This window comes from Pseudomonas sp. NY5710 (assembly GCF_013305665.1).
Lineage (GTDB): Bacteria > Pseudomonadota > Gammaproteobacteria > Pseudomonadales > Pseudomonadaceae > Aquipseudomonas > Aquipseudomonas juntendi.
Genome location: NZ_CP045554.1, coordinates 3,915,454 through 3,927,722, shown reverse-complemented (window position 1 = coordinate 3,927,722; position 12,269 = coordinate 3,915,454). Strand labels below are relative to the sequence as shown.

The window sequence follows — 12,269 nt, the reverse complement described above, 5'->3', positions numbered from 1 at the left end:
TCACGTCCTCGAGGTGTAGGTCAGGGCGTCGGCTTCAGCGCGTGCTGCCTCGACCTGGTCCGGAGTCAGCCGTTCGGCCAGGCGCTGGGCGAATGCGTGTTCGTTGAACTCGGAGATCCCGGTTAAGCGCGCACCGTAGAGCTCGCTCACGTGGCGGACCTGCTCGATCATTTGCTCGCGGCCGGGTCGGTGCAGGGGATGGCTGATGATCAGCGTGAACACCGGCGATACAGGTCGTGTTGGGCGCATACCGGGTCTCACTGCTGAAGGGTTGTGGCTGTGATCAGCACCGGGTAGTGCTGCAGCCCCAAGCGACCAGCAATATCGCTGGCAGGAACGGGCATCACTTGCAACCCGGGAGCCCAGCGGCGGATCTCTTGCAGTCGTGCCGCGTTGCCAACATTCACGGCGAGTCCCACTGCCTGCAGGCCTTGAAGTGCCGGCAGTTTCTGCTTGAGCCAGGCCTGCGACATTGGATCATCCCCGACGATGAACATCGGCTGCAGACCAGCTGCATTGATGACCCGTCCCTGTACTGGGCCCGGGCTCAGTTCTGGAGTCAACACCGGGAAAGCCCCTCCAGCCCTGACACCAGTCACAACTGGGGGAGCGTGCGCAGGCTCGGGCTCAATGTCCTGGTAGTAGAGCAATGCGGATGCTCCGCCGCGGTCCTCTACTACTGTGAGCACCGCTTGCTGGTCAGCATTGGTGGGTAGGGCCAGGCTGGTCACCATCGCGAAGGCTAGGGCTTGCAAGACGTGTGACCGCCAGGCGTGGGGATATGTCATGGGGTCCGTACCTCGAAATTGATGCCGGTGACCCGGCTGAGATGTTTCGCGAAGTAGCCTCGGTACTTTGCCGCCGGCGCGCCGCCGGCCGGGCGGTGATACCGCCCGGCAGCATCGATCCAGGTTCCGCCCTTGGCCTTTTGCTCAGCCAGGATCTGGGCGGTCACCGCCAAGTTCTTGTAGGGGTCCAGGCCTTCGCAGGGAAAGCTGTAGCGATGCCCGTTCGAGCGAATATTGGTTTGCCCCAGTCCCACGTCGACTCGAGCGGGCCCAGCGGTCGCAATTGCGACCAACAGCGCTCGGCAAGCATCTGCGCGGGTGGCGAAGCGATAGCCGGTGCCCGCGACATTCAACGTCCACGGCCAGGGCACAAGCTGACCCCGAAGGCGGGTGCCGCTCTCCTGCAGCGCCACTGAATAGAGCACGACCGGTGGAACCCCGTGCCTGATGGCGATCGCCTTGTAAGCTGGTGGCGGATCTTCCACGCCCCACGCATTGCCGGCGAACAGTAGCACCGGCAGCAGGCAGAGCTGCCACCAACTCATTGACGGCGCCATGATCCGTTCACCTGCGTCACGGCCGCTGGCAGCGAGCCGCCGAGACCGAGGCGAATCCAACGGCCCTGGTCATGATTGAGTGTGATCAGTCGGCTTTTAACACTGGACGGGTCAACACCCGCGAGGATTGCCCAGCGGCGAATTCGTTCATCGTCGTTCTGGCTGCCGACGAAATAGAGGTCAAACGGTGTCTGGGACGCCTGCAGGCGTTTGACCTGGTCGATGCAGGGCAGGCAGTCGTCTTTGACGAAGAGTGCCATTCGCCCGTTACCTTCCAGAGCTGGGCCGCTCCCGGACCCGGCCCGGGTCGAAGGGGAGGCCGAAATCTCAATGGCATTGATGCCCGGGAACAGACGCTGGTACGCCTCATCGTAGGCTCGCTGGTAGGCGAGCTCCCTGTCGACTCGTTGACGCTCTGCCTGAACCTGGAGCTCGGCAAACCGGCGCCGCTCACTATCCGATCGAGCTTCGATTCCGAGTGCAGTGAGCGGGTCAAGCCCCGGCGAATACACCCCCCGAGGCCCTTGCATCACTTCTTGATATCGCTCGTATTCCTTGGAGGTCAGGCCCCACTCCTGCGCTGCTTTATCATGAAGCTTGTCCTGCGACAGGATGCTTTCGCTGGTGAGCTGTTGAACACTGGGGGCGCCTCCTCCTACAGCGGAAGGAAGCGGCGCGGCCTCAATGCCCGCAGCAGTAAATGCGCAGGCGCAGGCGATGGCTCGAACGATTGGTAGATTCATGATGCTTTTCTCATGGCTGGATGCTCAGGGTTCGGGTTGTGCCGCCGGCGTCGAAGGTTGCAGTTCGTTCATCTACAGCCTTGAGTCGCCAGGTGCTGCCACTGACCACTTCGCCTGGCCGAAGCAGGTAGATCTGGCTCAGTCGCGTGCTACCGGTGGGGGCAACAGATAGAAAGCGCTCGCCGCCCCGGTATTCGAGACCGACCATCTGAAATGGTGGAGGCTCTTGCGGGATGGGCGTGGCTTTAACCGGTGCGGGCTTCGCCTTCGGTTTGGAAGTGGAGGCTTTAGGAGCTGGTGCAGTTGCCTGGGCCTGTGGCCTGCTCATTTTCTGCACTTTGCCGTCAAGTGACTCAAGGTCGGCTTTCAGTACCAGGAGATCGCCCGCAGTCGCGGATGAGCGAGTGGCTTCAACTGCAGCTTCGTGGGCCTGCTTTGCCGTGGCTTGCACAGCATCGATCCGGCTCGAGAGTGTTTGCTGGCTAACACGGAAGTCTTCCATCGTGACCAGGGGTTTGCCTGACACAGTGTCGAGACGATCGTCGATCGCGCTCACCCTGCTCTGGAGTGCGTCGATGGAAATTTTCTCTGCTGCTCCGTTCACAGCGCGAGACAGGGTCGACAGCTGGTATTGCTGGAACGCGATGATGCCGCCCAGGATGAGCAGTCCTGCGGCGATGGGCAGATATTTTCGGATCGGCAGTTTCATGGGTGTCCTCTCGAAGCCGAGTACACCCTCGCGCATCCATGATGCTGTTTCAGCAGAAAATACTTAGCCCGACCGTGTGGAATTTATTGATCGATGCCAAAGGGCCCGCCATCTGCTGGCGAGCGCCGCGACTGCAAACCCACCTTTGCAGCCCAGGTCGCTCAGGACGAGCGTGCTGGACAAACGGTTTTCTCGGCTGACGGCCAGTGAACGATTGCCACGAATGTTTAGAACCAGCCATCTGGGGGTTACACTGGATTCACTTTCCAGCAGGCAAAAAAAAACCGCCTTTAGGGAAGGCGGTTTTTGTGCAATCCAGATTAGGGGGCTGAATTGCGAGTCCTCACAGGGACCATCAACGTGCGTTCAGTTTACGTTCGTAAATTACGATTTGCAAATGGTGGTGGTCCGATTGGGATTGCGTTTTGGCATGCGACGAACGTACCGACCGTTTTCGGTGGCCTGAAAACCGATCCGCTTTTCGGCTTGGCTGAAAGCTGACTGCTTCCGCCCATGATCGCACAATGCCAGATTTGCAGCTATTATGGCGCTGCCTGCACTCACGTTGCCCGAAGCAGGTGGCCAGTTACGCAACAGTTTCATCCCCCAGACGCGGCGTAGGAACCCGCGCCAGATGACCATCCGGGGGTTCTCAACCGGCCACCTCACAGGGACCATCAACGGTAACTCGAAGGCGCTATGTGTTCTGGAAAAAGCGCTGGAGGTTCGGCCTTACCTACTTAGGAGGCCGAAATGTCTAAATTTGGACGTTTGTGGGACCTCGTTTGGAATGGTTACAGAGCTTTCAAGCTGTACGAGTTCCTGCGGGACCATTATGAAGACTGGTTCTAATTAATGGGGAAGCCCCGTTCTGGTTCGCCAGGGCGGGGCTTTTTGCATTAAGACAGAGCATGGCCAATGCCTGGCGCGCCACCCTCATCTGCAGTAAACCCGCCATAGCTGATCTAACCGGGTCGTAAACGACTGACTCAGCAGTTCCCGACGCATACCCCACTCAGGGCTTCTTGGAACGTTGGCAGATCTCAGTGTGCCTTTGCCGTACCGCTGGTTTATGCCATCCATTACCGACATCAGGCGATCGCAGGCAACTGGTTGCGTTGCCGCGAAGAGATCGTCAGTGAACTCACCCGGTTGCCGTAGCAAGGAGATATCGCGGTAATGCCCAAGCCCAGCCCTCGCTCTCCGCCGAAGTAGAGGGATAAGCCTTAGCCCGTTATAAGACTTGATAATCAATTGTGGCTGAAATAGGCTTAGGACCGGGCCACTTGCTGCCTGCCCCCTCCGCCGAATTGGCATGGTGAAAGCAAGGTTTTACCCCCTAATGGTGATTCTCACCGGCAGGTCGCAAAGGAGGGTCCGACACGCGATGCGAGCCGGTATATTGAGAACACATCATGACCAAGATTGAAGCGCTGAAGTCACAGGCCAAGCGCCTGCGCACCCACCTAGCAGCAAATAACGTTCCTCTCAGCCATAGCCAGGTTCTCGAAGCGGTTGCTGTCATGCATGGACATCGAGATTGGAACACGGCTTCAGCGGCCGAAAAAGAACATTCCGCGCTCCTGAAAGATCCCCAACATCTTAATTTGTCATTAGAAGCCATTTTGAATGGAGGCATGCAGCCTGGTGCAGACCTTGGGCCAGCCGAAGTGCAGAGGGAAGGCACTTACAGGCGCGGCTACCATCACTGTGCTGCTGTGATCATGCATGCGATGCGAGGGCCCGCGCCGATTACGGCTGCCATGTTGAAGGGCTGGATCGAGGGGGCGGGTAAGGAGTGGAGACATGATAAGCCTCTGGACCGTATGATCATCGCGCCCGCCTTTGTGGCTGCGAACGCAGAAGATTAGATGCTATCTAAGTGTTTTGAAGCGGAAGTAAAGGCATGCGTGGCCTCTAATTAGCGGGGGCTGAGTGTTCTTCCTCATACTAAAACCTTCACCAATTATTATAAGGGTCTTTCATGGCAAGCTTCACAGAAGGTAACAAATATCAGTTCGCGCTCCCAGATGGACAGGTCATTGTCCTTCTCTTTAAAGGTTTTGAGGGATATATGGAGCCTGTATGGATTGATCCGGCGTCCGGTCAGAAGGTCCAGCTGCCACCATTTAGCAGCTACAAGAAGGTTTGAGGGAACTAGATTAAAAGAGGCCACCTGAAGGTGGCCTTAAGTTATGCAGCAATCAGTTGTCGTGCGAGAGCCATCTCTACCGAATCTCCATCTTGGTTTAACGAGTCGAGTCCGGATTCCGGCACATCGCCCGAAGTGCTCTGGGCCACTGCGATCTTCTTGGCCATCAACTGCAGGCAGGTGATCTGCGAGCTGCCGGCGTAGCCGAAGAACACTACGCGGACCGGGTGTTTCTGCCCGATCCTCCACGACCGCCGCGCGGCCTGCTGTAGGGTGTACACGTTGTACCCGGTCTGCAGGAACGCGATGGTTGGGAAGTCCAGCAGGTCCAGCCCGGTCTTAACCAGCTCCGGGTTGGTGAGCAGCACGTCGACACCACGGTCAACCTGGTCGAGGATCCAGTCCTCGCGCCGAGCCGTTTCAACCGTGGCCCGCAGTACCGCAACGCGAAGGCCTGCCTGCTCGAGGACCTTCTTCAGCCTGGACGTGGTGTCGCGCGTCCCGCTGTAGACGGTATATGCAAGGACCTTGCGGCCTTTCGCTTTCTCCTCGAGGCAAAGGTTCAGCAGCGCCTGCTCCTTGGGCATCAGTTCATGGTCGCCGAAGAGCGCCGGCACAAAGGCCAGCGTGTCTCGAGTGCGCGGATGTTTGACCATCTCCGATCGGAAGCAGCAGTCCGGCCAGGCCAGTAGCACGTTGAGCACCACTCCCAGAAGAGTGGTGTCTCTCCGGGCCAGGGCCTGGCGGAGCTCAGCGGTCAACGTGGCCGCCAAGCGCTGGTAGGCCGAGGCCTGCTCCGGCGCCATGGGCACGTCGATGAACTCCTCCTGGTAGCTGGGCAGCACGTTGCCACCGATATCCTTGAGCTTCAGGAACACGGTGAATGGCAGCACGAACCGGTGGATGCCTTTAGGGCCGAAGCCTGGGGCCTTCACGGTGCGTACCGACAGCTTCTTGCCCTTGGCAGTCTTGTGCGAATCGCCATCGCGCTCGGTGTAGATGTCCTTGAGGACTCCGTGATCGCGCATGAACGACATGGCTGCAGGAGCCATACTGCCGCGTGCGTTGGGTCGGTAGCCGTCCTCGATCATGCGCTGGGTGAGAATGCGGAACAGGAGGTAGAACAGGTCGTCGGCGTAGCCGCCCATCAAGGTCCCGGTGAGAAGCACGGTTTTACGCGCCTTCGCGGCCAACACCCCCATGGCCTGGCCCTGGGCCGAACCGCTGTTCTTGTATTCATGCCCTTCGTCGACAACCAGCAGGTCGAAGAAACCATCGGGTAGGTAGCGCTTGATGAACTCTGTCGGCTGGTATCCGCCTTCGCCGAATCCAAACTCGATGTTGGCCATCGCCCGCTCCATGCGCTTGGCCTGACGGTCGCTGAAGACGAAGTTGCCTTTCGCGTCCATCAAGTTGATGAACTCTGAGACGTTGTCGACCAGCATCGAGGCCAGGAAGTCCTCGCCGAAGTCGTTCAGCAGCCGTTCCGCCCGGACCGGGCCGATCGTTGGTATCCGGCACATCGACTTCAGGATTGTCGAGCGTCGGTCCCCACCATCAGCTTTGCCTGGGCGCATAAGCGTCCAGAGGGCAGCGTTGCAGGCACTGCAGTTGCGACGGCGATCACCGCGCTCGAACTCTTCCACGGTGACCAGGTTGCCTTCCAGGTCCTCGAGGACCTGGCCGCAATCTGGACATGCCGCCAGCCGCTGGCCACCTGCAGTGCGCCGCTTCCAGCAGGCGAGTCGCCAGTGGAAACCCATCCGCATCCTGACGCGGCCGAGGATGAAGAACTCCGGCCGGCCGTCATAGGTTTGCCCCGCCTGGTCACGCAGCTTAAGCAGTTTGACCAACGTGTCCGGGCCGTTGAGCACCCAGACGCGGGCGCCTGGTGTGGTCTCCAGGATCTCGCGCCGCCACTTGTAGACAAGGTGGGGTGGTGAGATGACGAGGGTTCGACGGTAGCCTGCCGCGTGGAGCACGGCAGCGACTGCGATGGCCATCATCGTCTTCCCGGTACCCATCTCGGCGTTGATGATCGCAGCTTGCTCGTTGCGATCGAGCAGAAGCGCCGTGATGGCTTGGACAACCTCAGCTTGCGCCACGAATGGCGTGCGCTTGAGACTTGCCATCACGGCCTGGCGCTGTTCGTTAATGCTGCCGGTATAAACCGGAGGGTTGGAGCGGTTGAGCGACTCCAGTAGCTCATCGCCAAATTCGTCGATGAAAGCCGTCAGGTTGATATTCAGTGGGGAGTTGGCCGAGGCGGCTGCTTGGGTCAGTGCGTTCATGTGCATCTCCTGCAGGGAAAGCAGGGCATGCACAAACCCCAGCGGGTATGGGCATACCCTGTGGGTCGGTGTGGGGTTGTCGCCGTTGCGGCGTGGGTCAGTAGTCGCTGGGAAGCAGCAGGGTGGTGGAGCTGCGGTCGGCTTCGGTGATGATCCAGAGCCTGGACTCGTCGCCCGCGTCGATGTCGTAGCCTGAGAACAAACGGTCTCCGTGGGTAAGCGCAAGCTGATTGGAGGCCCGATCGTCATCGCATAGCTCACCCCAGTCGCCAGCAAGATGGCGTTTCAGCGCGGGAGTAGGGTTGAGCTGCCCGGTTTCGACCAGATGGCTGACAGCGGCGGTCATCATGATCTGCCCCGGGTTGAACAGCGGCGTTGCAACTGACTGATCGGTTGCAGGCGCTTCGTCGTTGCTCGCCGGTGAGGAACTGATGATCAGCACCTTGCCGTAGTTCACCGAGGAAGGTGTCATTTCCCAGGCGCGGATGATCGGAATGAACCGGTCGGTGAGGATCCTGACTTCTGAGACGTTGCCTTTCTCGTCCTCGGTGAATTCTGTCTTGCGCACCTTGTCCTTGTAGGTATCACCCTTCACGACCAAGACGCGCCCCGACTTCGAACGTACAACACCGGAGATTGCGCCGGCGGCCAGGGCCAGGGCGAGGTGCCAGCGAGAAAGCTCGCGGACAGGGGCTCGGGGTTGAAGGCCGGCCTGACCGAAATGCAAGTTGAAGTCGGGCCAGAGGCCTCGCAGCCGCAGAATCTCGGAGGCGAATTGCTCCGGCTCCAGGGTAATGCGGTAGAAGTGCTCCAGCTCGCTGGCAACTGACGGAATGAGGTACGGCTCCCATGGCCAGGTGGCAGGGATCTCCTCGGCCAGTTGCTGCCCAGCGCCGATCGCCTGCAGGCGGGACCTCACCTGGTTGGTGGTGGCCCGAGCCAGGTCTTGCCGGCGTACGCGAATGCCGAAGATCACCACCTGTTTGAAGGTGGGGTCTGCAGCACCGTATACGCGCAGTTCGGCGAAGTGGTTGCTCAGCCATCCTGTGAACTCGTCGTCCAGCACGTAGTGAGGAACGATGAGCACCATGACGCCGCCGTACTGCAGAAGCGGGAGGCAGCGTTGATAAAAGGCTTTCTCCAAGCGCCGGCGGCCGTTGCCTTGGTACTGGGATGCACCGGAGTGATCCGCGACCAGGTCACCGTAGGGTGGGTTGAGCCAGAGCAAGCCGAACGACTGGCGGCTGATCAAGGTGTCGAAGAGGTCGCTGTGCAGCACCCGGTCGAGCAGGCCACGCGCGTGATCCGCGCGTTCGAGATCGTACTCGACGGCGAACGCTTGGACCTGGTCGCGGCCTAAGAGATGAGCCGCTTCAGCAAGGGCGACACCCTCGCCGGCACAGGGGTCGCAGATCCTCATCCTGCCCGAAGTGGCGGGAGTGAGTGCCTGCAGCGTGCGTTCAAGAGTGATTTCATCGGTGGGGTAGTAGCCGTTGCGGGCAAAGTTGCGCGCCAGGCGCGGAAACATGAGGGCCATAGAGTGTCCTTTGAGTTGGTGGATGAGCTCAGGCAGGTGCCTGAGCTTCAGTGGTGAGTACGCCCTGGCGAATCAGCTCTCCGAGAGTAGGCTCGAGCACCTCGAGCTTCATGGCGAGTCGCCAGGCGCAGACATTGCCGATCGCTCCAGGGAGGGCGATCAGCATCTGGTGCTGGGTGAGTACCTCAATCACGGGCTCGCGCCAGTGGGAGAGAAGGGGGAGTGGGCAGGTCTCGATTACCAGCGGCCAGAGTCGATGGTGTGGAGCTTCATTTCGCTCCAGGAGGGCGAAAGCGAAGTGATTGGCTTGGTCGGGAACAGAGGCGCGTCGATCGAACAGCCAGAGGTGCAACATGCTGCCGAACAACGTCCCGCGGAATTGCCGTGTGGTGCGCTTTTCCAGCAGGTCCTGGTTGGGGAAGACGGGAATGCTCCGCCCGTCGACGAGAATGTGAAACTGCTCAAGGCCATTCTCTTCCCGGCCAAGTGTGAGCCTGGCCAGAAACTCCTGTAGTGCGGTGTCACGACCCCAGGCCGACATGAACACCAAGTTGCGTTGTTCGTCGCACACACAGGCGTCGACGTACAGGTCCGGGCATTCCTCGATCTGAAACAAGGGGGATGGGTGCATGATGGCCTCCATTGTGGAGGCGTCCGTCCCAGAGGGCGGAAACGCCCCCCGGGGTGGTCTGGTGGTTAATTGAAGGTCCTGGTGAGCGGATCGAAAGCCACACTGTCTTGTTGGTGCAGCGGGCCGTGACCCTCGAGGAATATTTGGATCCGGTACTGGTCGCGGAGACGTATAGCAGCCTCAGCCTGGTCCAGTGTGAGGTCCAACTCTTCGATGAAGAAGTCGACGAGTTCCTCGTCAGTCGACACCTCGTTGTTGGACAGCTGGTCCTCAATGTTGGCGAGGGTTTGTTTGCTCAAGTGGCTGAACATGGCGTTCATGGTGGTGCTCCAGGTAGATAAATGGAGCCCCCGAGGAGGCCCCTCAGGGTGTGTGGTTCAGGTTGACTGCGGCAGTGGTCTGGCAGGGGGGGGTTAAGGCGAAGCCCTGGTCCAGGTTTGAGTTTTGAAGTCCATGGTAAAACCGAGCTGGTCCAGCCGCGTGCACTGGGCGCGCAGCCGTTGTCGGTCTACGGTGGTGTCGAGCCTCACGGTTTCGCTCAATGGCCAAACCGTGCCAAATAGCTCGGCATCGATGTCGTTCGTGCTCGGTGGCTCCGATGGACTCATCCCGAAGGGCTCATCCGAGGCGAAGGCATCAGTTTGGGGCTGTCGCGCCGGCGTACTTGGAGTCCGACGTGGCGGTATCGGTGTGGGTGGTGGCCCGTCCTCTTCAAGAGGGTCAGGGACGTTGGTTGGCAGGTGTTCTTCGTCTTCGCGACTGAGACCTGTGACATCCTCCAGGGTCATGCCCTCGAGTTCAGCCCTGATCTCAACAACGAGTCGACCGCCGTGTGAGTAATACGATGGGCGAATCTGCTTGATCGCGAAATCACCTCGGTATTTACCCTCCTGGTACTGATCCAGAAGAGCATCCTTGATGGTGAACTCACCGATCGAGGTACTGAGGCGGCCGACGTTGAATAGCCCGAGTCGGCCGGAGATGGTGCGGATGGCCAACTGGCCGGTGATTGAGATCATGCGCGCTCCCCGTAAAGCATGGGGAACTCCCAGCGGGCGTTCCCCGCGAGGGTGGAAGGTGGTCAGCAGTCGAACAGCGGCAGACCGTCGAGAACGTTGCTGTTGGGGTCGATGACCAGGAACCTCACTTCAGCCTGAGCGGCAAGAGTGAGTACTCGGATGGTCTCCTCACTGAAGCCCTCGGTGGCTTGCAGAGCTTGAAGTGTCGACAGTTCGTACCCCCAGTACTGTCCCAGATGTTGGTCGGTCCAGGGCGTACTGAGAAGTTTGAAGCCGATGGCGTCACTGTCGGGCAGGGTGAAGCACTCGAACTGAAGCAGAGCTGTATCAGCAGTTTCAACGAGTGCCTGCAGCTCCTCCCAGTCCTCCTCGGGCAAGTGTGCAGATGCGATCTCGAACGCTTGGCTGCAGCAGGGATGAGGTACAGGGTGATCGCCGGTAGCGATGTTGAAGGGGTTGGGTGATTGTGCCATGTGGCGTGCTCCTGGTTGAGAGGAAGCCACCCCAGAGGGTGACCCCTCTGGGTGATTAACTGGCTGTGTCAGGCGGGGTCTGCAGTGGGCTGCAGCTGGATCTGGATGTAGGCAGGCTCGTTCTCGGGGGTGACGACTCGCAAAGCGAGGGCAACCCAGTCACGTTGGCGGCCAGTATGGCGCTTTGTATACACGCCGAAGGTAAAAGCCTTGGCCAGAGGTTGCTGCTTGAGTTCTTGCCACGCCGTTTGTACGACGGTAGCGAGGCGTTGGCTCATTTCGGCTACCCGGTCAGGGTTTTCGAGATAGACCGCACGCATCCACGCAGCGTTGTCCAGGACAACCGGAAGGGTGAGGTATGCCTCGGACGAGGCGGATGGTATGGACATCAGAGGTCTCCAGAATGAGCGAGGCCTCAGTCCGCGAGGGATGAGATCCCCGCGGGTAGGTAAAGTAGAAGGCACTCCATCACTGAGTGATGTGATCGCGCTGCCGAGTGCTAGGCGATCTTGGGTGGGTTGGCGCAACGCGCTGGAGCCTTAAACCCTGGCTCCGGGAGGCACTGTCAACGACAGTGAACCAATACGGAATTCGTTTCCCGGACTGTAGGCTGAGGCCTCACAGTTGCCAGGTGCCTGCTTTGAAAGTCCCCCCCTAAGGGATACCCTTCGGGGTGGAGGACTGGTGATACAGGGTGGGTCAGATCATGTCTTCGTAGATATCTTCCCAGAGGTTGGAACTAGCTTCCTGTACAGCGCGGTAGTGCTCATCATCGAGCTGGAAGCCTTGCCGTTCTGCCTCACGTTTGAACAACTGGTCGTGAGGAAAGGTGAGAGCTGCATACTGATCGCGCAGCGTAGTGAGCAGGCTCATCTCGTACAGTTCGAAGTGTTGGCCACAGCGATCCAGGGCGAGGTTCGAGCTAGCTTTGATTGAGTCCGCGAACCGCCGCTCAAGCACGTCTACGCGGATGAAGGCCCCGGCAACTCGTTTCTCGAAGGGATTGGTGATGAACATGACGCCATTGAAGACTTGGGTGGCTTGAGACATGGTGATTCTCCGATGAGGGGGTCACCAACCCGCTCGGGTGATGTACCCGATAAGGTTTATAAGAGCGCAGCCGAAGGATGTCTGGTTGTTACAGCTCGATGGCATACGTCGCATCGATACAAAAAGCGATGCCGTCGGTGAGTACATCACGTAACTCCCAGTTCAATACCCGAGGCTTATTCTCATCCAGCCACAAAAACGCTGACAGGACTGATGAGAAATGAACTGACCCTTCCAGGTCGGGATAATTAACTGGTACGTAGAGGAGTTCGAAATTTCGCTCGAAGTTCAGCAGAGGCATGATGTCTCTCCATTGAGG

General features: G+C 59.4%; 15 protein-coding genes and 1 pseudogene. 1 reads left to right on the top strand and 15 read right to left on the bottom strand.

Translation table 11 applies throughout. The features are described from left to right. The 6 genes and pseudogenes from GEV39_RS18075 to GEV39_RS26175 form a co-directional block, all read right to left on the bottom strand. Positions 1-249, bottom strand: a complete 249-nt coding sequence (locus GEV39_RS18075) for a hypothetical protein (protein ID WP_060500124.1) — start codon at positions 247-249, stop codon at positions 1-3. Positions 250-257: 8 nt separating this feature from the next. After that, the gene (locus GEV39_RS18070) at positions 258-734 is read right to left on the bottom strand and encodes an integrating conjugative element protein (protein ID WP_031324279.1); all 477 of its coding nucleotides are present in this window, start codon (positions 732-734) and stop codon (positions 258-260) included. 50 nt (positions 735-784) lie between these two features. Beyond that, complete coding sequence (locus GEV39_RS18065) at positions 785-1,345, bottom strand: lysozyme family protein (RefSeq protein WP_031324278.1); 561 nt, start codon at positions 1,343-1,345, stop codon at positions 785-787. Then, positions 1,330-2,088 carry a TIGR03759 family integrating conjugative element protein gene (locus GEV39_RS18060; RefSeq protein WP_055985437.1) on the bottom strand — a complete coding sequence of 253 codons (759 nt, stop codon included), beginning with the start codon at positions 2,086-2,088 and terminating at the stop codon, positions 1,330-1,332. The genes GEV39_RS18065 and GEV39_RS18060 overlap by 16 nt, the downstream gene beginning before the upstream one ends. A 10-nt stretch (positions 2,089-2,098) precedes the next feature. Next, a complete protein-coding gene (locus GEV39_RS18055) occupies positions 2,099-2,797 on the bottom strand; it encodes a hypothetical protein (RefSeq protein WP_031324277.1) in 699 nt (232 codons plus the stop codon). A 936-nt stretch (positions 2,798-3,733) separates the two neighbouring features. After that, positions 3,734-3,958, bottom strand: a pseudogene (locus GEV39_RS26175) (DUF4113 domain-containing protein); the annotation flags it as partial. Between the two features lie 254 nt (positions 3,959-4,212). Here GEV39_RS26175 and GEV39_RS26170 point away from each other — a divergent pair. Continuing rightward, entirely contained in the window at positions 4,213-4,668 is a 456-nt protein-coding gene (locus GEV39_RS26170; RefSeq protein WP_023660738.1) for a glyoxalase superfamily protein, read from the top strand. 322 nt (positions 4,669-4,990) lie between these two features. Here the strand turns inward: GEV39_RS26170 and GEV39_RS18040 are convergent, their stop codons facing one another. From GEV39_RS18040 to GEV39_RS18000, 9 genes are all read right to left on the bottom strand, one after another. Next, positions 4,991-7,240 carry an SNF2-related protein gene (locus GEV39_RS18040; protein WP_031324274.1) on the bottom strand — a complete coding sequence of 750 codons (2,250 nt, stop codon included), beginning with the start codon at positions 7,238-7,240 and terminating at the stop codon, positions 4,991-4,993. Positions 7,241-7,337: 97 nt separating this feature from the next. Next, positions 7,338-8,777, bottom strand: coding sequence for a DUF6094 domain-containing protein (locus GEV39_RS18035; RefSeq protein WP_023660735.1), 1,440 nt, complete (start codon positions 8,775-8,777; stop codon positions 7,338-7,340). A 28-nt stretch (positions 8,778-8,805) separates the two neighbouring features. Beyond that, positions 8,806-9,408 (bottom strand): hypothetical protein, encoded by a 603-nt coding sequence (locus GEV39_RS18030; RefSeq protein ID WP_232109481.1) that lies wholly within the window; start codon positions 9,406-9,408, stop codon positions 8,806-8,808. Between the two features lie 65 nt (positions 9,409-9,473). Beyond that, the gene (locus GEV39_RS18025; protein ID WP_023660733.1) at positions 9,474-9,728 is read right to left on the bottom strand and encodes a hypothetical protein; all 255 of its coding nucleotides are present in this window, start codon (positions 9,726-9,728) and stop codon (positions 9,474-9,476) included. A 93-nt stretch (positions 9,729-9,821) separates the two neighbouring features. After that, positions 9,822-10,427, bottom strand: a complete 606-nt coding sequence (locus tag GEV39_RS18020; protein WP_023660732.1) for a DUF3275 family protein — start codon at positions 10,425-10,427, stop codon at positions 9,822-9,824. A 62-nt stretch (positions 10,428-10,489) separates the two neighbouring features. Next, positions 10,490-10,900, bottom strand: coding sequence for a DUF5983 family protein (locus GEV39_RS18015; RefSeq protein WP_023660731.1), 411 nt, complete (start codon positions 10,898-10,900; stop codon positions 10,490-10,492). A 68-nt stretch (positions 10,901-10,968) separates the two neighbouring features. Next, positions 10,969-11,289, bottom strand: a complete 321-nt coding sequence (locus GEV39_RS18010) for a hypothetical protein (RefSeq protein ID WP_043287754.1) — start codon at positions 11,287-11,289, stop codon at positions 10,969-10,971. A gap of 310 nt (positions 11,290-11,599) precedes the next feature. Continuing rightward, positions 11,600-11,950 (bottom strand): hypothetical protein, encoded by a 351-nt coding sequence (locus tag GEV39_RS18005; protein WP_028700173.1) that lies wholly within the window; start codon positions 11,948-11,950, stop codon positions 11,600-11,602. Between the two features lie 88 nt (positions 11,951-12,038). Beyond that, positions 12,039-12,251 (bottom strand): hypothetical protein, encoded by a 213-nt coding sequence (locus tag GEV39_RS18000; RefSeq protein WP_028700174.1) that lies wholly within the window; start codon positions 12,249-12,251, stop codon positions 12,039-12,041. Between the last annotated feature and the right edge of the window lie 18 nt (positions 12,252-12,269).

Coding starts and splice junctions, on each gene's coding strand:
- GEV39_RS18060 (WP_055985437.1), bottom strand. CDS start 2,088: ATGAATCTACCAATCGTTCGAGCCATCGCCTGCGCCTGCGCATTTACT.
- GEV39_RS18015 (WP_023660731.1), bottom strand. CDS start 10,900: ATGGCACAATCACCCAACCCCTTCAACATCGCTACCGGCGATCACCCT.
- GEV39_RS26170 (WP_023660738.1), top strand. CDS start 4,213: ATGACCAAGATTGAAGCGCTGAAGTCACAGGCCAAGCGCCTGCGCACC.
- GEV39_RS18030 (WP_232109481.1), bottom strand. CDS start 9,408: ATGCACCCATCCCCCTTGTTTCAGATCGAGGAATGCCCGGACCTGTAC.
- GEV39_RS18070 (WP_031324279.1), bottom strand. CDS start 734: ATGGTGACCAGCCTGGCCCTACCCACCAATGCTGACCAGCAAGCGGTG.
- GEV39_RS18040 (WP_031324274.1), bottom strand. CDS start 7,240: ATGAACGCACTGACCCAAGCAGCCGCCTCGGCCAACTCCCCACTGAAT.
- GEV39_RS18035 (WP_023660735.1), bottom strand. CDS start 8,777: ATGGCCCTCATGTTTCCGCGCCTGGCGCGCAACTTTGCCCGCAACGGC.
- GEV39_RS18000 (WP_028700174.1), bottom strand. CDS start 12,251: ATGCCTCTGCTGAACTTCGAGCGAAATTTCGAACTCCTCTACGTACCA.
- GEV39_RS18010 (WP_043287754.1), bottom strand. CDS start 11,289: ATGTCCATACCATCCGCCTCGTCCGAGGCATACCTCACCCTTCCGGTT.
- GEV39_RS18020 (WP_023660732.1), bottom strand. CDS start 10,427: ATGATCTCAATCACCGGCCAGTTGGCCATCCGCACCATCTCCGGCCGA.
- GEV39_RS18065 (WP_031324278.1), bottom strand. CDS start 1,345: ATGGCGCCGTCAATGAGTTGGTGGCAGCTCTGCCTGCTGCCGGTGCTA.
- GEV39_RS18055 (WP_031324277.1), bottom strand. CDS start 2,797: ATGAAACTGCCGATCCGAAAATATCTGCCCATCGCCGCAGGACTGCTC.
- GEV39_RS18005 (WP_028700173.1), bottom strand. CDS start 11,950: ATGTCTCAAGCCACCCAAGTCTTCAATGGCGTCATGTTCATCACCAAT.
- GEV39_RS18075 (WP_060500124.1), bottom strand. CDS start 249: ATGCGCCCAACACGACCTGTATCGCCGGTGTTCACGCTGATCATCAGC.
- GEV39_RS18025 (WP_023660733.1), bottom strand. CDS start 9,728: ATGAACGCCATGTTCAGCCACTTGAGCAAACAAACCCTCGCCAACATT.